Source organism: Tissierella praeacuta DSM 18095, assembly GCF_900128955.1.
Taxonomy (GTDB): Bacteria; Bacillota; Clostridia; order Tissierellales; family Tissierellaceae; genus Tissierella; species Tissierella praeacuta.
In genome coordinates, this window is sequence record NZ_FQTY01000019.1 from 20726 (window position 1) to 41556 (window position 20831).

22 protein-coding genes and 1 riboswitch are annotated in these 20831 nt (G+C 29.4%); of the genes, 6 read left to right on the forward strand and 16 right to left on the reverse strand.

Annotated features, from left to right (window positions below):
* Positions 1–120: 120 nt before the first annotated feature.
* The 5 genes from BUB33_RS13570 to BUB33_RS13580 form a co-directional block, all read right to left on the reverse strand.
* On the reverse strand, positions 121–807 hold the full coding sequence (locus BUB33_RS13570) for an HAD hydrolase-like protein (protein WP_072977362.1): 687 nt from the start codon (positions 805–807) through the stop codon (positions 121–123).
* 479 nt (positions 808–1286) lie between these two features.
* Positions 1287–1799 carry a hypothetical protein gene (locus BUB33_RS13575; protein ID WP_072977364.1) on the reverse strand — a complete coding sequence of 171 codons (513 nt, stop codon included), beginning with the start codon at positions 1797–1799 and terminating at the stop codon, positions 1287–1289.
* 713 nt (positions 1800–2512) lie between these two features.
* On the reverse strand, positions 2513–2680 hold the full coding sequence (locus BUB33_RS16125) for a hypothetical protein (protein WP_159429205.1): 168 nt from the start codon (positions 2678–2680) through the stop codon (positions 2513–2515).
* A gap of 141 nt (positions 2681–2821) precedes the next feature.
* Positions 2822–2965 carry a hypothetical protein gene (locus tag BUB33_RS16130; protein WP_159429206.1) on the reverse strand — a complete coding sequence of 48 codons (144 nt, stop codon included), beginning with the start codon at positions 2963–2965 and terminating at the stop codon, positions 2822–2824.
* A 286-nt stretch (positions 2966–3251) separates the two neighbouring features.
* Positions 3252–3737 carry a metal-dependent transcriptional regulator gene (locus BUB33_RS13580; RefSeq protein ID WP_072977366.1) on the reverse strand — a complete coding sequence of 162 codons (486 nt, stop codon included), beginning with the start codon at positions 3735–3737 and terminating at the stop codon, positions 3252–3254.
* A gap of 133 nt (positions 3738–3870) precedes the next feature.
* Here BUB33_RS13580 and BUB33_RS13585 point away from each other — a divergent pair, with 133 nt between their 5' ends.
* Both BUB33_RS13585 and feoB read left to right on the forward strand, forming a co-directional pair.
* Positions 3871–4110, forward strand: a complete 240-nt coding sequence (locus tag BUB33_RS13585) for a FeoA family protein (RefSeq protein ID WP_072977369.1) — start codon at positions 3871–3873, stop codon at positions 4108–4110.
* 17 nt (positions 4111–4127) lie between these two features.
* A complete protein-coding gene (feoB, locus tag BUB33_RS13590; protein WP_072977372.1) occupies positions 4128–6278 on the forward strand; it encodes a ferrous iron transport protein B in 2151 nt (716 codons plus the stop codon).
* Between the two features lie 44 nt (positions 6279–6322).
* On the opposite strand, the gene BUB33_RS13595 is transcribed toward feoB, so the two are convergent.
* From BUB33_RS13595 to thpR, 9 genes are all read right to left on the reverse strand, one after another.
* On the reverse strand, positions 6323–7279 hold the full coding sequence (locus BUB33_RS13595; protein ID WP_072977375.1) for an acyl-CoA dehydratase activase: 957 nt from the start codon (positions 7277–7279) through the stop codon (positions 6323–6325).
* Positions 7260–8357: an acyl-CoA dehydratase activase-related protein gene (locus tag BUB33_RS13600; protein WP_072977377.1), complete on the reverse strand. Its 1098-nt coding sequence runs from the start codon at positions 8355–8357 to the stop codon at positions 7260–7262. The genes BUB33_RS13595 and BUB33_RS13600 overlap by 20 nt, the downstream gene beginning before the upstream one ends.
* Before the next feature lie 4 nt (positions 8358–8361).
* A complete protein-coding gene (locus BUB33_RS13605; protein WP_072977380.1) occupies positions 8362–9249 on the reverse strand; it encodes an acyl-CoA dehydratase activase-related protein in 888 nt (295 codons plus the stop codon).
* Between the two features lie 215 nt (positions 9250–9464).
* Positions 9465–10169 carry an ABC transporter ATP-binding protein gene (locus BUB33_RS13610; RefSeq protein ID WP_072977383.1) on the reverse strand — a complete coding sequence of 235 codons (705 nt, stop codon included), beginning with the start codon at positions 10167–10169 and terminating at the stop codon, positions 9465–9467.
* Positions 10163–10945, reverse strand: coding sequence for an ABC transporter ATP-binding protein (locus BUB33_RS13615; protein WP_072977385.1), 783 nt, complete (start codon positions 10943–10945; stop codon positions 10163–10165). Before BUB33_RS13615 ends, BUB33_RS13610 begins: the two co-directional genes overlap by 7 nt.
* Positions 10923–11873 (reverse strand): branched-chain amino acid ABC transporter permease, encoded by a 951-nt coding sequence (locus tag BUB33_RS13620; RefSeq protein ID WP_072977388.1) that lies wholly within the window; start codon positions 11871–11873, stop codon positions 10923–10925. Before BUB33_RS13620 ends, BUB33_RS13615 begins: the two co-directional genes overlap by 23 nt.
* A gap of 11 nt (positions 11874–11884) precedes the next feature.
* Complete coding sequence (locus tag BUB33_RS13625) at positions 11885–12769, reverse strand: branched-chain amino acid ABC transporter permease (protein WP_072977392.1); 885 nt, start codon at positions 12767–12769, stop codon at positions 11885–11887.
* A gap of 79 nt (positions 12770–12848) precedes the next feature.
* Entirely contained in the window at positions 12849–14021 is a 1173-nt protein-coding gene (locus BUB33_RS13630) for an ABC transporter substrate-binding protein (RefSeq protein ID WP_072977395.1), read from the reverse strand.
* 535 nt (positions 14022–14556) lie between these two features.
* Entirely contained in the window at positions 14557–15108 is a 552-nt protein-coding gene (gene thpR, locus BUB33_RS13635) for an RNA 2',3'-cyclic phosphodiesterase (RefSeq protein WP_072977397.1), read from the reverse strand.
* Positions 15109–15947: 839 nt separating this feature from the next.
* Positions 15948–16058: riboswitch (TPP riboswitch) on the forward strand.
* A gap of 83 nt (positions 16059–16141) precedes the next feature.
* Between thpR and thiW the strand changes: the two genes are divergently transcribed.
* The 4 genes from thiW to thiE are packed head-to-tail and all read left to right on the forward strand — an operon-like array spanning position 16142 to position 18909.
* Entirely contained in the window at positions 16142–16648 is a 507-nt protein-coding gene (gene thiW / locus BUB33_RS13640; protein ID WP_072977399.1) for an energy coupling factor transporter S component ThiW, read from the forward strand.
* A gap of 19 nt (positions 16649–16667) precedes the next feature.
* Positions 16668–17435 (forward strand): bifunctional hydroxymethylpyrimidine kinase/phosphomethylpyrimidine kinase, encoded by a 768-nt coding sequence (gene thiD, locus BUB33_RS13645; RefSeq protein WP_479694041.1) that lies wholly within the window; start codon positions 16668–16670, stop codon positions 17433–17435.
* Between the two features lie 18 nt (positions 17436–17453).
* Positions 17454–18272 (forward strand): hydroxyethylthiazole kinase, encoded by an 819-nt coding sequence (thiM, locus tag BUB33_RS13650; RefSeq protein WP_072977403.1) that lies wholly within the window; start codon positions 17454–17456, stop codon positions 18270–18272.
* Positions 18259–18909: a thiamine phosphate synthase gene (gene thiE, locus BUB33_RS13655; RefSeq protein ID WP_234950066.1), complete on the forward strand. Its 651-nt coding sequence runs from the start codon at positions 18259–18261 to the stop codon at positions 18907–18909. The genes thiM and thiE overlap by 14 nt, the downstream gene beginning before the upstream one ends.
* Positions 18910–18949: 40 nt before the next feature.
* On the opposite strand, the gene BUB33_RS13660 is transcribed toward thiE, so the two are convergent.
* Positions 18950–19792 carry a TPM domain-containing protein gene (locus tag BUB33_RS13660; protein WP_072977408.1) on the reverse strand — a complete coding sequence of 281 codons (843 nt, stop codon included), beginning with the start codon at positions 19790–19792 and terminating at the stop codon, positions 18950–18952.
* A complete protein-coding gene (locus BUB33_RS13665; RefSeq protein WP_072977410.1) occupies positions 19780–20808 on the reverse strand; it encodes a TFIIB-type zinc ribbon-containing protein in 1029 nt (342 codons plus the stop codon). The genes BUB33_RS13660 and BUB33_RS13665 overlap by 13 nt, the downstream gene beginning before the upstream one ends.
* Between the last annotated feature and the right edge of the window lie 23 nt (positions 20809–20831).

The window sequence follows — 20831 nt, forward strand, 5'->3', positions numbered from 1 at the left end:
TAAATTAAAGTCTGCATTGATAAGTTTATTCTGTTAGCAAATACCACATATACAGCTATTATAGGATATCAGCAACTTTTATGCCTTATTAATCAATCTTTATTTGAGTACAAATTATTTTTACAATTTATGTATAATTGATTTTAATTCAATTAAATCATCAATAACATAGTCTGCTTTTGATAGTTCTTCTTCACGTGCAAAATCGAAATTACATCCTATGGATACTAATCCATTATCCTTCGCTGCATTTATATCCGAAATACGATCTCCCACAATTGCCCCTCTCTGAATATTATACTTTCTTAAAATAAACTCAACTAAATTAGATTTATCTAATGACTCAATCTCTTCTATGCTATAGAAGTCAAATATCCAGTTATCTAATTGATAAAAACTTACAATAGTTTTTAAGTATTCCTTTAATCCATTACTAGCTATGAATATTGACCAATTGTTATCTCTTAAATAACTAAAAACATCTTCTACATGTGGATATAAAGCACCTTTACCATTTTTTATATTCTCAATCAATACTTTAAGGAAAAATGAATCTGTAAATTTTCTCACCTCTTGTGAGTGATCTGGTAATAAAATCTCCCATACTTTTGGTAATGGAGCACCCATTATCTTACGATATTTTTCAATTGGAATTTCTCCATTCCATTCATTAATTGATTCTAAATAATTAAAAGTTTCAAGTAATGATATTTCTAAAACCTTATTCGTCTGAAAAAGTGTTCCATCCATGTCAAATATAATAGATTTTTTTGTTGAATTCTGTTCATTATATATAATTTCTGTCATATTATCCTCCTATTTGCAATTTATATTTCTGCTTATTTCCTATAACGTTCGAGTATTGCCAAAATTTCTAAAGGTTGGATAGCTATTATCTTAATATGATTTTGTCAACGGCTAGTCCAATATGAAATTTGTACATATTCAAAACTATTGTAGGATTACTATTTTTCAATTAACAACATAGTCCTCAGATATAAATTGATATACCTTTATAAAATTACTTAAGCTTCCATATGATCTTTCATTATATTCTTTTCATCATATATCCTTCAAATCTAAAGAGAACTTACAAAATGGCTCCAGAGACTCTGCTATAAAAATGCTGAAATCTTTTTCTTAATATAAATTCTTCACATAACAAAGAATATATCATAAGTGACATGTAAATATTCTATAAACAAAAAAACAATCATATTGACTAAAATTTAAGAAATTGTCTTCAGCTCTTTTATTCATTTTAACGATTTACTTATAATACACTTTTACATTAAATTATCAATCTCCTCTTGGATTGTATTATAAAATTTCAATATCTCTTGGAACATATAAACATCTTCATCATTTAGTAATATACATTCTTTTCCATCTGCTCTTTCAAAAAGCTGTTCATAATATTCTTTTATATCCTCCCCGTTTATTGGTTCAATAGAATTATAATTATCCCATAGTTGTTGAAAACCATTACTTAATTCAGAATTTATAAAGCGAGATTTTTTCTTGAATCCAAATATACTTCTTTCTAAATTACGATGATATATTTTAAAGCATTTTATATCTTTATAATCTATATATTTTTTCTCATTATTTAAAATCATATTATCTACCTCAGCTTTACTCTTACTAATTGAATTATTTATCTCATATAAAAATTGTTGTTTATCTTCATTTATATATCTTTTTTGCTTAGAATAAATACTATTAGAAAATAAAAGCGATACAATACTAATAAATATTAATATCACTACCCATGCCTTCAACTTATTAAGTATAGTCAATTTACTTCCCCCTTTTTATAACCTAAGTAAATACTGCAGTATTTATAAGTTTCAGTGATAAAATTTAAATTTTTATCTTCAACTAAATCTATATAATATTCTTTTAATCTACTCTGTTTGACTTCATATATGCTTTCATATTAAATAAAAAAACAGCCTAAATTCAGACCACATATTAACTATAAAATATATGGATATCTTAGAATAATATCTGAGTTAGATGCTAGAGATATAATAGCTAATCATAAAGGAATATATAGAACTTCTTTATAATAAAAAGAGGTGGCACTCTTCCCTTAGATATAAATGTTCCATTACCTTCTCTTTTTTAAATCCAAATAAATTTTTACTAAAAATACTTTTAATTTCTATTTCTCCTCAATATAAAAATACCATAAGATTCTTTTATAAATAATACGGTATTTCAATGAAATATTAAGTTTTAATAATCATGATGTTTAACATATATAAAACTTTAACAAGAAACTAAATTTTCACTTCTATAAAATCATCTTTGCTACTAATTCACCTTCTTCAATATTACCTGTTTCCATAAACCATAATGATGCATAGAGTGATTTTGCTACAACCATTAAAATTATCAAATGTAACTTTCCGTAATTCTACCATAAATAGCTACCTTAGTTAATATAATCTTCATCTTAACTTTTGCCTTCGAATTTAGAACATCTATATTTTAACTTAATCTTAAATTAGTCTGATTTGCTAGTCATCTCTTTATAAATTCGCTCTAAAGTAATTAAAGCTGGACTTAAAATTCCAACAATCAAAAATAAGGTTTCATAGAGTTCATTATTAAGTACTGCTCCTATAGCAATACCTATGTATCCTCCTAGTATTGAGAGTAAAACTAAGGCCATATTTTTTACACCTCCCTAATAAAACTATTAGTAAGTCAATATCTTTCACTACTATATTATAAAATCTCATAATCATAACAGCATTATTTTCTATGCACTAATAGAAATTAATAAATTTGTATCCTTCATTTCTTTCTGTTCTTAAATTAACCAGTCCATATTTACCTCTTGATTCCCAATATGAAACATAAGAAAGTCCTGGTTTGAATTATATATTTCTAGCACCCTCTTAATATCTTCTTCTGCTATCTCTTTTATGGTCAATTTTTTTGTCTTTAATATCATCCTGTATTCTCCTATTATTAATAATTCTATTTAACAAAAATAATATTTTAATATTTATTCTATAAAATATTATTCTATATTTTTATTATTCTATATTTTTTTTCAAAATCCTTCTTTTTAAATTAAATATCTCCCAAAACATAAAGCAAGTAATTTGATTGATATCTTCTGAATAAATTTAATAGCTGTTTTAAAAGAATTATCATGAAAACAATTTATGGGATTTAACTTTTTAAAATATATAATATAGATACCTAGTAATTAATGACAAAGCCCTAAGAACCCATCATTCTTCTTTCTTAAATATCTCCCTATAGTTAATATACATTTCTAATATCTTCTTATTTTCATGAAAAAATTTATATAGAATCTCTAAATTATTAATCGTACTAGATGAAATGTAATGCTCTATTAGTTCTGTTTGAATTAAAGTATTTTCTTTGCATCCTATAAAATGCAAAAACTTTTCTATGGTATTGTGTCTATTTAATAAAAATTCTCCTAATTTTTCCCCATCCTCTGTTAAGGTTACAATTCCATATTTCTCATAATTAACTAATCTTAACTCCCCTAGTCTTCTTACCATCTTTGAAGCAGATGAGTCCTTTACATTCAATAGTCTTGCCAATGTATTTATTCGAATATATGGTTCTTCTAAACTATTTCTATATATCATTTCAAGATAATCTTCTAATGCTGGAGTAAGTAAAGTCCTGCCATACTCATTTAACTCATATCCTCTTACTGTACGAAATTTGCTATTCAATATCATCACTCCTAAAATTTAACTAATAAATTATATATTATTATATATACGAGTAACACATAGAAAGTATTTTACATATTTTAGTGTAGGGAAAGTTTTTTTCCCAAGACTAAAATATATTTCTTAGGGGGTTTTTTATATGGATAATATTTATATTCCACTTAACTCATTATCAATTGGAGAAAAGTGTAAGGTTAAAAAATTAATGTCTGAGGGGTTAACAAGAAGGAGATTATTGGATTTAGGATTAATTGACAATACTATAGTAGAACCTTTACATCAAAGTCCTTCAGGTGACCCTATTGCTTATTTTATTAGGGGCGCTGTAATTGCCCTTCGTTCCGATGTGGCTTCTATGGTTTTAGTAGAAAAACTTTAAATTAGGAGGGAAAGTTTATGGGTTTAACTAGCACATCCACAGGAATAGGAATTTTAGAACAAGAACTTAAAATTGAAAAAAACTCATTTGATGATAAGGTTATAGCCTTAGGTGGAAATCCTAACGTAGGTAAGTCTACAGTTTTCAACAGTCTAACAGGACTAAATCAACATACTGGTAACTGGCCAGGGAAAACAGTTACAAATGCACATGGAAATTACTTATATAAAGATAGTAATTTTATCTTAGTAGATATACCAGGCACATATTCTTTAATGTCAAATTCTATAGAGGAAGAAGTTGCTAGAGATTTCATATGTTTTGGAAATCCAGATGCAACAGTAATTGTTGTAGATGCCACTTGCTTAGAAAGAAATCTCAATCTTGTATTACAAACCTTAGAAATTACTTCCAAAGCAGTAGTATGTGTTAATCTTATGGATGAAGCAAAAAGAAAAGGTATAAAAATAGACTTAGAAGAACTATCTAAAGAACTTGGTGTTCCTGTCGTAGGAACCAGCGCTATTAAAGGAAAAGGATTACAAGATTTGATGAATTCCGTTTATAATATAGCCTTTGATAAAGTCAAATTAAATCCTATAAAAATTCAATATGAAGAATCAATTGAAAAAGCTATATCTAACATTGAAGCAATACTAAAGCCATTAATTGGAAACAGATTAAATACTCGATGGGTTGCACTAAAACTTATTGATGGAGATATTACGTTAATCAACTCTATAAATAAATATCTTGGATTTAATTTAATGGATAAAAAGGATCTAGTAGCTCAAATTCATAACTCAAGAAAATCTCTAAATGAAGAAGGAATTACTCATGATATACTTCGTGATAAAATAGTTAGTCATTTAGTCAATATTTCAGAAAACATTAGCAACAAAGTTGTTTCTTTTAAAAATGAGAACTATAATAATTTTGATAGAAAAATAGATAAATATCTTACATCAAAGAAAATAGGAATTCCTATTATGATTTGTCTTTTAGCCTTAGTTTTCTGGATAACTATTACAGGTGCTAATTACCCATCCGAAATGATTGCTAAAGGATTATTTTGGCTGGAAGATAAAATCACGTTAGTTTTTATATGGATGGGTGCCCCCACTTGGTTACATGAAATGCTAGTTTTAGGAGTTTATCGAACTCTTGCCTGGGTAGTTTCTGTTATGCTCCCACCTATGGCTATATTTTTCCCATTATTCACATTGCTTGAAGATTTAGGTTACCTTCCTAGAGTTGCCTTCAATCTAGATAACTTTTTCAAAAAATCCTGTGCTTGTGGAAAGCAAGCTCTTACTATGTGCATGGGTTTTGGTTGCAATGCCGCAGGTATAATTGGCTGCAGAATAATTGACTCCCCACGTGAACGGCTAATAGCAATTATCACCAATAACTTTGTACCTTGTAATGGAAGATTTCCTATATTAATAGCCATCATTTCAATGTTCTTTGCTGGAGCTATAGGAGGTCCTTTTGAATCTATACTATTAACATTAATTCTTACTAGTGTTATAATTCTAGGTATTATAATGACATTGATAGTATCTAAAATATTATCCAATACAATACTTAAAGGAATCCCCTCAAATTTCACCTTAGAATTACCGCCTTATAGAAAACCACAAGTAGGTAAAATAATAGTACATTCAATCTTTGATAGAACCTTATTCGTTTTAGGTCGAGCAATCGTAGTAGCTATACCTGCTGGTCTAGTTATATGGATTATGGCAAATATTTATATTGGAAATTCAAGCATATTGACTCACTCTGCAAACTTTCTAGACCCATTTGGAAAATTAATTGGATTAGATGGTTATATATTAATGGCATTTATTTTAGGTTTTCCAGCAAATGAAATAGTTATCCCAATAATAATTATGAGTTACATGGCTACTGGTTCTCTACTTGAATTAGATAGTCTAGTACATTTAAAGGAACTTCTTATTTCCAATGGCTGGACTTGGTTAACAGCTGTATGTGTAATGCTATTTTCATTAATGCATTGGCCTTGTGCCACTACATGTCTTACTATAAAGAAAGAAACTCAGAGCCTAAAATGGACTATTGTTTCTTTCCTTGTACCCACTATAACTGGAATTGTGATTTGTTTTTTAGTAGCAAATAGTATTAGATTAATTGGTTTAATTTGATTTTAGTAATATAAAACTAAGCTAAGATAATTCTTAGCTTAGTTTTATATTGCCATTTTATTACTCCATTTTCCACATCTATCCCCAAAACATCCAATATTACTATTATTCTCGTTGATTGTAACTACTTCACATCTATTTGCACATCCGTTACATTCAAAACTTTTAGAAATAAATTTATTTTCAGCAAGATTAAAGCCTTTAAAATTAGTTTTTCCATTTCTTTCAGCTGCTTCCCTACCTATTATTGCTGCACCTATAGATCCCATAACATTATAATGCTCTGGAACAAATATCTCAAAACCTAAAGCACTTTCAAATGCTGACCTTATCCCCTTATTTGCAGCAACTCCTCCTTGGAAAAACACCTTAGGCATGATTTCCTTGCCCTTCCCAATATTATTAAGATAATTTCTAACTAAAGCATCACAAAGTCCTCTTATTATGTCAGATTTATTATATCCTAACTGCTGTTTATGTATCATGTCTGACTCAGCAAAAACTGCACATCTTCCAGCAATTCTCACAGAAGTGTTTGATTGCAATGCATAATCTCCAAACTCTTCTATTGGAATATCAAGTCTTTCTGCCTGCCTATCAATAAATGAACCTGTACCAGCTGCACAAACAGTATTCATCCCAAAATCAGATACTACTCCATTTCTTAAGATAATAATCTTTGAGTCCTGCCCTCCAATTTCAATTATTGTTCTTACATCCTTATCTATTTCAAGAGCTGCAACTGCATGAGTTGTTATTTCATTCTTTATTGCATCGGCTCCTATTAATGTAGCAGCTATATGCCTGCCACTTCCCGTAGTACCTGCTCCTCCAATTTCAATATTACTATATTTATCTTTTAATATTTTCAGACCATCTTGTACGGCTTTTATTGGACTTCCTTTAGTTCGTAAATATATTTTTTCTATTACATCCATTTTATTATCTAATATTACAAGATTCGTACTTACTGAACCTACATCAACTCCAAGATAATGCATATCTCCTTCTCCTTTCAAGCAAGTCTACAAATGCTTCAATCCTAGTAACAAGACCAGCCTCACCAGTCATTTCATCAACTACAAGGGACATTATAGGAAAATCTTTATCCTTTGATATTGTAGGAAGGATTGCTTTGGAAACTATTTCTGGCATACACCCCATTGGAAATATTTGAATAGCCCCATCAAATCCTTCTTCATAAGCCAAAACTGCCTCGCCGATACACTCCCTTGCATGACCTCCTATTCCAAGGTTAAGATATTCCTTTGCTCCCTTTTTTATATCAAGTGAATTTAATTTAGTAGGAACTAATATCATATCTTTAACCCACCAACTAGGAGTTAATTTTCTTGATGTTGTAACTCCATAATCCATCAACTTATCTTCAATATATAAGTTTGAAAATGGCTCAATTACAGTATAAATTTCACCAATTATAGCTATTTTTATGGGATTTTTATCTTTATCTATCTCTATACTACTTAAACTATCTTTATAACCTTCTAGTAAATTAATCATTTCTTTAGGACTATTACATTTTAAAGCCTCTTTTTTACAGCTATTTAATATTCTTTTACATTGACCATTGACCTTTTCATATCCAGCTAAATAATGAGCCTCTGACTCTATTTCATCAATTAGATTTATTACCTTCTTTGCATCAGTCAAAACCTTTAGCTTTTGATATTTTGACTTACTACTTTGGGAAGACAACTTATTTATTCTATTATATAACTCTTTAATTCCTATATCTCTTGGAGCATCAATTACTATAAAATCTAAATTATACTTAAGTTTTTTTAATAAATTTATTTGCAATTCACAGTATTCTCCGAATCTACATGGCCCACAGCTTCCTGTAATTATTACTGTATCTGCTCCCTTTTCAATTGCTTGTATATAATTACCTATCATTATTTTAAATGGTAAACACATTTCTTCTGGAGAATATAAAGAACCAATTTCCAGGGCTTCTTTATTACTTAATGGGGGCATTATATAGTCTATTTCCAGTCCATCAAATAATGCCTTCGCAGCTAAATATACATTCCCTAAATGTGGAGCTGTTATTTTCATCTTATTAACTCCTTTCCAACATATCTACAAATGCTTCTATTCTTGTATCAAGACCTGCCTCACCAGTATGTTCATCTACCTTCAATATCATAAAAGGAAAACCCCCTATTTTGTCCCTAATAAGTTCAACTACTACAGAATCTATTCCACACGCAAAGGAAGATATATATATAATTCCATCTACCATCTTTTCTCTAGATACATTTGCTGTAAAACCATAGGAATTTCTTGCAAATGTCCAAAAAGGTTTTTTATATAAGTTTTTAACTTCCATATCTATTAATTTATCATCAATAGATTCCTCTGTTATAACACCTACTCCTAACTCATTAAGCTTTTCTATTATATTCATATTAATAAATTTATCGTAAATATTATATGGATGTCCTGCCAAAGCAACTCTCAATTTATAATTCTCATCTTTTATACCTTGTTTATGGTTTTTCTGCTCATTCAAGGCAATATTAAATGCTTTTCTTATTTTAGAGCCGTCTTCTGTTATTTTACTTCCCGCTCCTTCCGCCCAACTATATAGTTTTTTCTTTGATATAGCATAAATAGGTTCTATAATTGTTTGGGGAATATCTGGTATACTATTTAAAACCATTTCAGGAAGTCCACAAAACTTTGGACATATATATTCTCTTTTCCTGACCTGCATTATTCTAGGAATTATAATAATGTCAGCCCTATCCTTTAATGAATAAACATGTCCATGAAATACCTTAACTGGAAGGCAAGCTTCGTCTACTGAATATTTAATACCTTCATTTAATATTTCCGTATTAGTATCAGGTGAAACAATTACTTCTGCTCCCAATTCAGAGAAAAATGTCTGTAAAAAAGGATGATATTTATAATATAATAATCCTTTAGGAATTCCTACCTTCATATTTACCTCCTCTATAAATTAAGATTACATCTGTATATTATTGGCATAATTCCAAAAAGTATTCAACTATACAAATGAATTCCATAATTCTAAATAAAAAGTTACCTACCAACACATCATTAAAATAAATTTCTTTAAAACCACTTTATAAAAGAGTTTTAAAACAAAAAACCTATAGACTTAATACTTATAATTAGTCTATAGATTTTATAAAATTATCCTTCAAGATAGGCCTTTTTAACTCTTTCATCTGCTACTAATTTTTTTGCATTGCCTTCTATTTCAATTTCTCCATTTCTGATTATATAAGCTCTATCTGCAGCATTAAGTGCCATATTTGCATTTTGTTCTACTAATAAAATTGTAGTTCCATCTTCATTTATATTTTTTATAATAGAAAATATCTCCTTTACTATTATAGGAGCAAGCCCCATAGAAGGTTCATCTAATAAAAGTAAATTTGGTCTTGACATCAAAGCACGACCTATTGCAAGCATTTGCTGTTCTCCACCAGATAGTGTTCCTGCCATTTGCTCTTTTCTTTCCAGAAGCCTAGGAAATAAGGAAAACACTTTATCAAAATCTTTCTTTATTTCTTCTTTATCATTTCTTATATAAGCTCCCATTTCCAAATTTTCCATTACACTCATTTTAGAAAATATTCTTCTTCCTTCTGGAACATGAGATATACCTAATTTAACAATATCTGGGGCATTTAAATCATTTAGATTTTCCCCATTTAACTTTATTTCTCCACTTTTAGGTTTCTCCATTCCTGATATAGCTTTTAATGTTGTACTTTTACCAGCTCCATTTGCACCAATAAGCGTAACTATTTCTCCCTTTTCAATTTTTAGACTTATATTTTTAAGTGCATGGATAGCTCCATAATAAACATTTACATTTGAAAGTTCTAGCATTGTGCAGCCTCCTCACCTAGATAGGCCTTAATTACTCTTTCATTTTTTTGTATCTCTTTTGGTGTTCCACTTGCCACTAAATTTCCATAATCAAATACAAATATTCTTTCACAAATATTCATAACCAAAGACATATCATGTTCTATAAGAATTATCGTAAGATCAAAAGTTTCTCTTATCCATTTAATTAAAAAATTAAGCTCCTTTGTTTCTTTGGGATTCATTCCTGCTGCTGGCTCATCTAATAAAAGTATCTTAGGTTTTGCAGCTAAAGCTCTTGCAATTTCAAGTCTCCTTTGATCTCCATAAGGAAGATTCTTTGCAAATTCATCTTTCTTATCTAATAAATTAAACTTACTTAAAAGCTCTATTGCTTCATCATAAGTATTTCTTTCAGTTTTATAATATGAAGGTAGCTTAAATAAAGCTGAGGCTACACCATATTTCAAACCATTATGAAACCCAATAAGTACATTGTCAAGTACCGTCATATTTTGAAAAAGTCTTATGTTTTGAAAAGTTCTAGAGATTCCATAATGAGTAATTTTATGGGGTTTTAAATCTTTAGTAACTACTTTTTTCTCTAAATCATAAACTATTTCTCCTGATGTAGGAGTATATATTCCCGTTAATAAATTAAAAAATGTTGTCTTTCCAGCACCATTTGGCCCTATTAGACCAATGATTTCTCCCTTCTCTATGTCTAAACTAACATCTGATACTGCTTTAATACCACCAAAATTCTTGGATAGATTACTTACTTTCAACACTGACATTTTTTATTCCCCCCTTCTTTAATAACTTAAATTCTTCTTTGCCTAAAAGTCCTGTTGGTCTATAAATCATTATAGAAAATAGAATAAGTGAGTAAATTACCATTCTAAGCTCTGGTATTCTCTGAAGGAATAATGAAATCACAGATAAAGCAATTGCACCAACTATTGAACCTGCAATACTTCCCATTCCACCAAATACAACAATTACTAATATATCAATGGATTTCATAAATCCAAAAGAATCAGGTTTTATAAAGTAAAAATAATTAGCATAAAGTGAGCCTGCAATTCCTGCAAAAAATGCTCCAATGGAAAAAGCTAATACTTTATAAAAAGTAGTATTAACACCCATAGCCTCAGCTGCTATTTCATCTTCCCTTATGGATATACATGCTCTTCCATGATATGAATTAATAAAATGTTTTATTAACAGTATTGTGGCTACTGTCATGAAAAAAATCCAAGTCCAATTTGTATATTGTGGAATATCATTAAATCCAATAGCTCCGCCTATATATTCAGTATTTAGTGCTAAAATCCTAACTATCTCCCCAAATCCAAGTGTAGCTATAGCAAGATAATCACCCTTTAACCTCAACGTTGGAATTCCAATAATAACACCTGCAATTGCAGCCACAAGCCCAGATGCTAATATAGCTAATATAAAAGGTTGACCCAATTTAGCCGTAAGTATGGCCGATGTATATGCTCCTATTGACATAAAAGCTGCATGCCCTAATGAAAATTGACCTGTAAATCCAGTAATTAAGTTTAAGCCAAGAGCCAAAATAATATTAATGCCAATTAGAAAAATATTTAATTGTAAATAAGAATCTATAATATTCCAATTTATTAAAACATTTACTAAAAAATAAATTGCTATTAACACACCAAAAATCGTGACATTTTTTTTATTTAATTCTTTCATCTTTCTTCCTCCTATACCTTTTCTTTTACAGTCTTACCTAAAAGCCCATTAGGTTTTAATAATAAGACTATAATAAGTATTGAAAAGGCAACAGCATCCTTAAATACTGATCCTCCATAAGCAGAAACAAGGGTTTCAGTCATTCCAAGAAAAAATCCTCCAAATACTGCACCAGGAATAATTCCTATTCCTCCTAATACTGCTGCAACAAATGCTTTTAATCCAGGACCTGCTCCCATTAGAGGATTTATAGTATTGTAATATACTCCCACAAGAACCCCTGCTGCTCCTGCTAATGCAGAACCAATAGCAAATGTAATTGATATAGTCTTATTTATATCTATTCCCATAAGCTCAGCAGCATCCTTATCAAGAGAAACAGCTCTCATGGCTTTGCCAACCTTTGTCTTATGAACTATATATTGAAGACCCATCATCAATATTATAGTTATTAGAATAATGTATATATTTTTTATATCTACTATAATTTTACCGTTAAATAAAGTAAGGATTTTACTCTTTAAAACTTCTGGAAATGTTCTTGTATCTGGTTTCACAAAATATACCATAATATATTGTAAAAATAAAGATACAGATATTGCAGTAATAAGAGCTGCAATTCTTGTTGAATTTCTTATAGGTTTATATGCTACCTTTTCTATTATCACTCCTAGAATACTACAAACTAACATAGATATTAACAATGAAGGAAGAAAACCTAGTTTTAGAAAGGTTGTTAATGCAAATCCCACATATGCCCCCATCATATAAATATCTCCATGGGCAAAATTAATTAAATTTATTATCCCATATACCATGGTATAACCTAATGCTATTAGAGCATATATACTTCCTAGCGATATCCCGTTTATTAATTGCTGTAATAGTTGTTTCATTTATAACTTCCTTTCTATAAAAGTCTATAAGAACAATGTCTTTAAATTTTCAACCATTTAAAGACATTGTTCTTTATTCTTATTTTGGATCTAATTTTTTTAAGAATGTTGGAACTCCGTCTTTCATTTCTATAATAGTTACAGATTTTACCGGATTATGGTTTTCATCTATGGATATAGTTCCCGTTACTCCCTTGAAGTCTTTGGTTTCTGCAATAGCATCTTTTAATTTCTCTGAATTTGCTTCCCCAGCTCTCTCTAAAGCATCTTTTAGAAAATAACCTAAATCATATCCTAAAGCATTAAATGCATCTGCATCTTTGCCATATTTCACTTTGAAATTTTCTTTAAATTTAACTACTTCTTCTGCATCGTCCATTGGAGAATAGTGGCTTGAGTAATACACCTGATTTAAAACATCTTTCCCTGCTATTTCAGTAAGCTTTGGAGATTCATATCCATCTCCTCCAAGTATTGGTACATTTAATCCTAATTCTCTTGCTTGCCTAACTATTAACCCTGTTTCTTCATAATAACCAGGAACAAATAATACTTCTGGGTTTAATCCCTTAAGATTTGTTAAAACTGCTTTAAAATCTGTATCCTTTGCTTGATAAGCTTCTTCTGCTAATATTGTTCCGCCTTGAGATGTAAAGGTTTCTTTAAACGCTTTTGAAAGTCCCTTTGCGTAATCAGAAGTATTATCAGCTAAAATTGCAGCATTTTTAAATCCTAAATCCTTTAAGGCAAACTCTGCCATCATAACTCCTTGAAAAGAATCACTAAAACAAGTTTTGAATATATATTCTCTAACCTTTCCATTACTATCTACTGTAACATCATCAGCTGTAGCTGAAGCGGATATTAGAGGAATTTTATTTTGCATAGCTGCTGGTGAAGCAGCTTTTGTATTTCCAGATGTAGCTGGTCCAAGTAATACTACAACCTTATCTCTAGTAGCTAACCTAGTAGAAACATTGGCAGTTTCTGTATCTTCAGACTTATTATCAACTTTAATTGGATCTATTTGTTTTCCAAGTACTCCCCCATCTTTATTTATTTGCTCAATAGCCAATAATACTCCATCACTTAAATTTTGACCGTAAGTTGCAACAACACCTGATAACTCATAATTTAATCCAACTTTTATTGTATCTCCACTAGCTTGATTACTTGAGGTTTTAGATGTGCATCCAGCAACAAGACTTAATATAAGAACAAATGATAATACTCCTAATAATTTTTTATTCACTTTAAAACACTCTCCTTATAATTTTAATATTTTATTTTATCCTAATACCATCTTCATCTATATTAATAATCATATAAAATAAACGCCTCCTTTAAAATTTCCATTAAAAAAGCCTCTATATGTATATTTAATACATATAGAGGCCAATTATAGCGTTACCACTCTACCTTATAACTATCTCACGATAATTAACTCATTAGGTTCAATATTAAACCCTGACCTTTTAACGGGGTCTACCACCGATATAACTTACTTAGTTCAGCTATATAACTCCGAAGTGATTGTTCCCTATTATATCAATACCGGCTCTCATCTACCCCAGTTCTCTGTAATTGATGACTTTAATAGTTCACTCTTCATCTTAGTTTTATTATTTAATTTAATATTAGATTGCAATCTTTTTATATTTAAGAACTAATATAGCATGATAAAGTATTGCTGTCAATAAGATTTTGAAAAATTTTTTGAAAAAATTTCAATTAACCAAATTTTCAGCATTATTTTAAACCATAATTTTTTATATTTTATATGCTTCCTAAGGCTTTGAATTAATTCGCTTTACATAAATTGGAACATAAGTTAATTTACCATTTTTTCTTGTACTTTCCATTATAGAAACCTTATCTACAATCATTTCCATATTATGAACTTCAACTAACTTTTCTATCTTATTGAGTTCTTCTGTAAGAATTATCTCTCTCCCTAAAGTTATATGTGGAACAAATCCTCTTTCTTCCTTTTGATATCCATAAATCTCCAATCTCTCTTCTAGTTTAGAATATAATAAATCTAATTCTCTATTGGGTTTCAATCCTAGCCAAATTATTTTTTTGTTTTTCCTAGTAAATTCTCCAAGCTGATTAAAGATTAATTGAAAGCTTTCCTGATTTAATAATGTATAATCAAGAGCTTCTTTTAACTTGTTTAATTCATTATCCTTCATTTCACCAATAAATCGAAGTGTCAAGTGAAAATTTTCTTTATTAGTAAAATTACCTGTAGCACTATGTTTTTTTACTATCTGTTGAATTTTATATAAGTATTCCTTTATATCTCCTGTAAATTCTATGGCTAAAAAAACACGCATATTTCCCCCTCCTAAGAAAGAATTATATTAATTATTATATACAAAAATTTCAATTTTTTAATAAATATAATATTTTATTCTAATATCTAACTATATTGTAATACCTTAGAAATCATAATCAACTTATTTTTGAAATACTTATATTAAATAAAATGCTTTTTATAAATTCCAGTTATACTTTGCCCACTATAATCTTAAATTCATGATTTAATCTTTTTTCAAGAAAATCCAAAGATTAAAATTATTAGGCTTGATGTTTTATTTATTATTTGATATTATTAAATAATAAATATACCCTGGGGAGGTTTGTTTGTGAAAGAAAAATTTCTTAGTATATTGTCGATTTTTACAGCTTTTGGTGCAGCTTTTTGCTGAAGTGGAGGATTAATATTAGCATCCCTAGGTCTAGGGACAATAGGTACTGCTTATTTATCTAATTTTACAAAATATAAGCCTATTTTTGTTATAGCCACTGCTGCTTTAATATATTGGTCCTATAGATTAATTGAAAAAAGAAATTCTAACAAAACAACTAAAATAATATTCTGGACTGCTACCATTATTTCAATTTTAATTTTATATTCTCCAACTATATTAAGATTGTTTTTTAATTATTAAAAAAGGTTTATTAAGTACTAATCACTTAATTTTAAGATACTATATTCTTATAACCATGATTAAATAACACTTTTAAGAGTTATGTTTGAATTTGCCTTTTTCTTCTCTCTTATATATTTAGTAAATACATTTAAACAATAAACAGATGTTTTAAGAATTTAATTTGCTTATTAAATATCTTTGTGGTATTATTTTCATATAATCAAAATATTAAATAAATAGTTAGTCACTGGGAGTGCTGGAAAGGCCAGCTGAGAAAAAGACCCTATTAGTCTTTTATCCCCTAACCTGATCTGGATAATACCAGCGTAGGAAAGTGTACAAATACTTATAGAATTTATTTATATGTACATTAAGCACAAATCCTGCATTGGGATTTGTGCTTTTTTATTTTTTCACTAAGGGGGTGACAATGATGAATTTACGAAAGTTAACTCTATCATCTTTATTAACAGGAGTTGGTGTTATTAGTGCTCATATTATTTATATCCCTATAGGAATATCAAAGATTTTTCCAGTCCAACATGGAATTAACTTAATAATGGCTATATTACTTGGCCCTTGGTATGGAGTTGCAGTGGCATTTCTTATTTCATTAATAAGAAATATATTAGGAACTGGCTCATTTCTTGCCTTTCCTGGTAGTATGATTGGTGCATTTTTAGCTGGTATACTGTATAAAAAAACCAATAAATCAATTTATGCAATGGCAGGTGAAGTATTAGGCACTGGTATTATTGGCGCATTAATTTCATATCCAATAGCAAAATATTTTTTAGGAAAAGAAGCTACCTTGTTTTTCTTTGTAGGTCCTTTTATTCTAAGTTCTTTTGCTGGAACTATTATTGGATATTCTTTACTGAAGATAATTTCAAAAACAGGAATTTTAAATACTTATCTTAATAAAAATGAGGTGAAATAAAATCAAAAAATTATTAACTATAGCAGGTTCAGATAGTTGCGGAGGAGCTGGAATACAAGCTGATTTAAAAACATTTTCAGCTCATAGAGTTTATGGAATGAGCGTTATTACAGCAGTAACAGCACAAAATTCCCAAGGTGTTTTTGCTGTACAAGATATTTCAGTTGATATTATTCAAAAACAAATAGAAGTAATTTTTGATGATATATTTGTAGATGCGACAAAAATTGGTATGGTTTCTAAAACTGAAACAATAAAGGCAATAGCTGATACTCTTAGTAAATATAAAATCAATAATTTAGTTGTTGACCCTGTAATGGTATCTAAAAGTGGATTTCATCTCTTACAACCTGATGCTAAAGAGACTCTAATAAATCATTTATTTCCTATAACAACAGTAGTTACACCTAATATTCCAGAGGCAGAGGTTATAACTGGATTGGAAATACAAAATCTCAATGACATTGAAAAAGCTGCTAAAATCATCTATAAAATGGGGCCTAAATATGTATTGGTTAAGGGAGGACATATGGAAGGCGAAGCTTTAGATGTATTATATGACGGACAAAAGTTTAATTACTATAACTCCCCTAGAATTAATAGTAAAAATACTCATGGGACAGGCTGTACATTATCATCTGCAATTGCTTCTAATCTGGGAAAAGGTCTTTCTGTTACAGAGTCTATAGAAAAAGCCAAAATCTATATAACTCTTGCTATAGAAAACTCTTTTCCTATAGGTAAAGGAGTTGGTCCTGTCCACCATTTTTATGAACTATATAAATAATTTTAATAGGTGAAAAATATGAACTGTTATAATGAAATATATATAATTTTAGAAAAAATAAAAGAAAAAACTCCTCTTGTACATCATATAACTAATTATGTTACTGCCAATGATTGTGCAAATATTGTATTAGCTTTAGGGGGAAGTCCAGTTATGGCAGATGATCCAAAGGAAGTCGAAGAAATGGTATCAATAGCTTCTGCATTAGTATTAAATACTGGTACATTAAACGAAAGAACTATAGAATCCTTTATAATAGCTGGAAAAAAAGCTAATAAATTAGGTATTCCCGTAATATTGGATCCAGTAGGTGTAGGTGCTACTAACTTAAGAAATAAAACTGTAGAAAAAATTCTTAAAGAAGTAAAATTATCAGTTTTAAGAGGTAATATGTCAGAAATAAAAAATATTTACGGTCTAAATAGCTTAACTAAAGGGGTAGACTCTACAGATAATCCTCTAAATGGCGGAAAAGAAATATCTATAAGTTTAGCAAAGCAATTAAATTGCATAGTGGCAATAACAGGTTCCGTAGATATTATCTCTGATGGCAAAAAAGTTTTTTATATTAAAAACGGCCATGAAATATTATCAAAAATAACTGGTACTGGATGTATGAGTTCGTCTTTAATAGGACTTTGTTGTGGGACTGGGAAAAGTCCTTTGTATGGAGCTATAGCAGGAATAATGATAATGGGTATTGCTGGGGAAAAAGCAAATAAACGTTTGAAAAACTTTGAAGGCTTAGGAAGCTTTAAAGTTTACTTGCTAGATGCTGTAAGTACATTTTCACAAAATGATATTAAAGAAAGGGGAAATCTCTGTGAAATCCTATGAAAATATTAACTATAAACTTTATTTAGTAACTGATAGAGATGTTTTAAATGGGAGAGATTTTTTAAAAAGCTTAGAACAAGGAATATTAGGCGGAGTATCTGTTGTTCAACTTAGAGAAAAAAATACTAACTCACTAGAATTTTATAATCTTGCAATTGAAGTAAAAAAATTAACTGAAAAATATAATATTCCTTTAATCATTAATGATAGAGTAGATATTGCATTAGCAGTAGATGCTGATGGTGTTCACGTTGGACAAACCGATTTACCAGCTAATATTGTAAGAAAAATTATAGGTAAAAATAAGATTTTAGGTGTATCTACTGCCAACCTAGAAGAAGCCAAAAAAGCTGTAGATAATGGAGCTGATTATATTGGCGTAGGCGCTTTATTTCCAACAGTTACCAAAACAAATACTCGAAAGGTAAATTTAGACCAACTTAAGTATATTAAAGAAAATACTAATATTCCTATTGTTGGAATAGGTGGAATTAATGAAATTAATGTGAGATCTGTAATAGAAACTGGTGTAGATGGGGCAGCCATAGCTTCTGCCATATTATCAAAGACAAATATAAAAGAAACGGCTGAAAGTTTATATAATGAGATTCAGTTAAGTTTTAAAAACAGAAGATAAATACTAAAATAAAGGGACTAATTAGTCCCTTTATTTTTTCCTAAAACTTTCGTCCTCCTCCACCATGAGTATTTCCACTAGAAGAAGTATGAGTTGTACTTCTTCCGCTGGAAGAATTGGAATTATCAGTAGGTTTTGGAATGATTCTATGTGTTACAAAAGTATCTATTAGTTTATCTTCATTCAAAGTTAAATTTACAAAACTATTCTTTTTATAGGCAAAAGAATTCCCTTTTCTTCGAGTTTTATTTCTTGATTTTGTCTTATATGTTGATTTTATGGTAAAGTAAAATATGCTACTAATCAATAGCCCTCCCATTATACTATCTCCTATTAAATCAGTAAATATTAATTTCTTTTTAGGTTCTTCAGGTTTATTATATTGATTTGATGGGATTCCAGACTCAAGATAACCCTTAGTCCCTTTTAAAAATCCCATGGCAGCCCCATAGTAATCTCCATCACCTAAACCACTGTCAAATACATTATCTAGTATTTTTTCAATTCTTTTATCTGTTAAATATCTAATACCTATGCCAGAAGTAGATATATAAGCCTCCCTATTATCCATATCTATTAAAAATAATATTCCATCATGGTTGTCTCCTACTCCAAATCCTCCATAATCAAAAAAGTCATCTGCATATTCCCTAGATGTTTTCCCTTCAGTATCATTAGTGGTTACAATAACTATATCCATATTATAAGCATTAAATAAACTATTTGCCTCAGTTTCTAATTTAATTCTCTCATCTTCGCTAAATAGCACAGCGTCATCAAATACTAATGATTTTTCAGCCGATACAGTAACTGGATTAAAAATAAATATGGTTAATATTAAAGATAATATTAAACTCATTAATCTTTTAGCTATATTAGCCACATCAATATCCCTCCTATTAGACTAGCAATAACAGTTGCTATAAAAACTATTATACAGACATTAAATGCCTTTTTCTTACTAAATGGAAGTTCTCCAAAAGCTTTACCTGTCTGACCATTTACCGCATATACATAGGTCTTTCCCTCGTAAAGATAGGTCAATATCCACATAGGCAAAAGGGTATAGTTCCAATTTTTATAGTTTATCTTAGAATTATTTCTGACAACATTTACTCCATTAAATCCAGATATAGTTTCATTTATCAAAGATTTTGAATATTTATTAACTCTATCCTCTACTTTAGGACTAATATCTTCTTTTGGTATATCGTATTGCTCTGCAAAAAAACCCGAAAGATATGGCATAGAAAAATCTATAGCCTCATCTTCATTATATGGAGCTATTCCATCTAAGAGGTTATCATCTATTTTAGTAAATGCCAATTCGCCTACATTCCTTATATCTATCTGACCCTTTCTCACAATTTGATATTTCTTGGTTTCCGTAAATTCCATATCTCTGCTTCTCCATATTCTAATAGTTCTTCCCTCTCCCATATAATCTATATCAACTTCACAGTCAGCCCACCAATATGGCAAATATATTCCTGTTATCTTTTCCAATTGTGAATCACTATAAAAATCATTAGGAACAAATTTCTTGTTCCCAGCCCAATATAAAAACATCTTTTTCGCCTTATTTTTATCAATAGAAAATGGTATCATTTTATTTGGCTGAAAGTCACCTGTTAGCCTATCTGATATTATAACTGGATTATGACAATAATAACAAAATGTGGCAGTAGTAGTATCATCAGTGACTACTTTTGCACCACAACTATTACACTCATAGGACAATAGCTTTCTATTTTCATCTTTATCTGTTTCTCTATATATATCTTCAATTTCTTCTTCAGTGTATTCACTTAAACAAAAATCACATTTAAATTTCTGGAATTCAGGTTTAAAATGTATTCCTGCCCCACAACTTGGACATTTATAACTATAAGTCGCCATAGTCCACCTCTTTTCAAATTGCC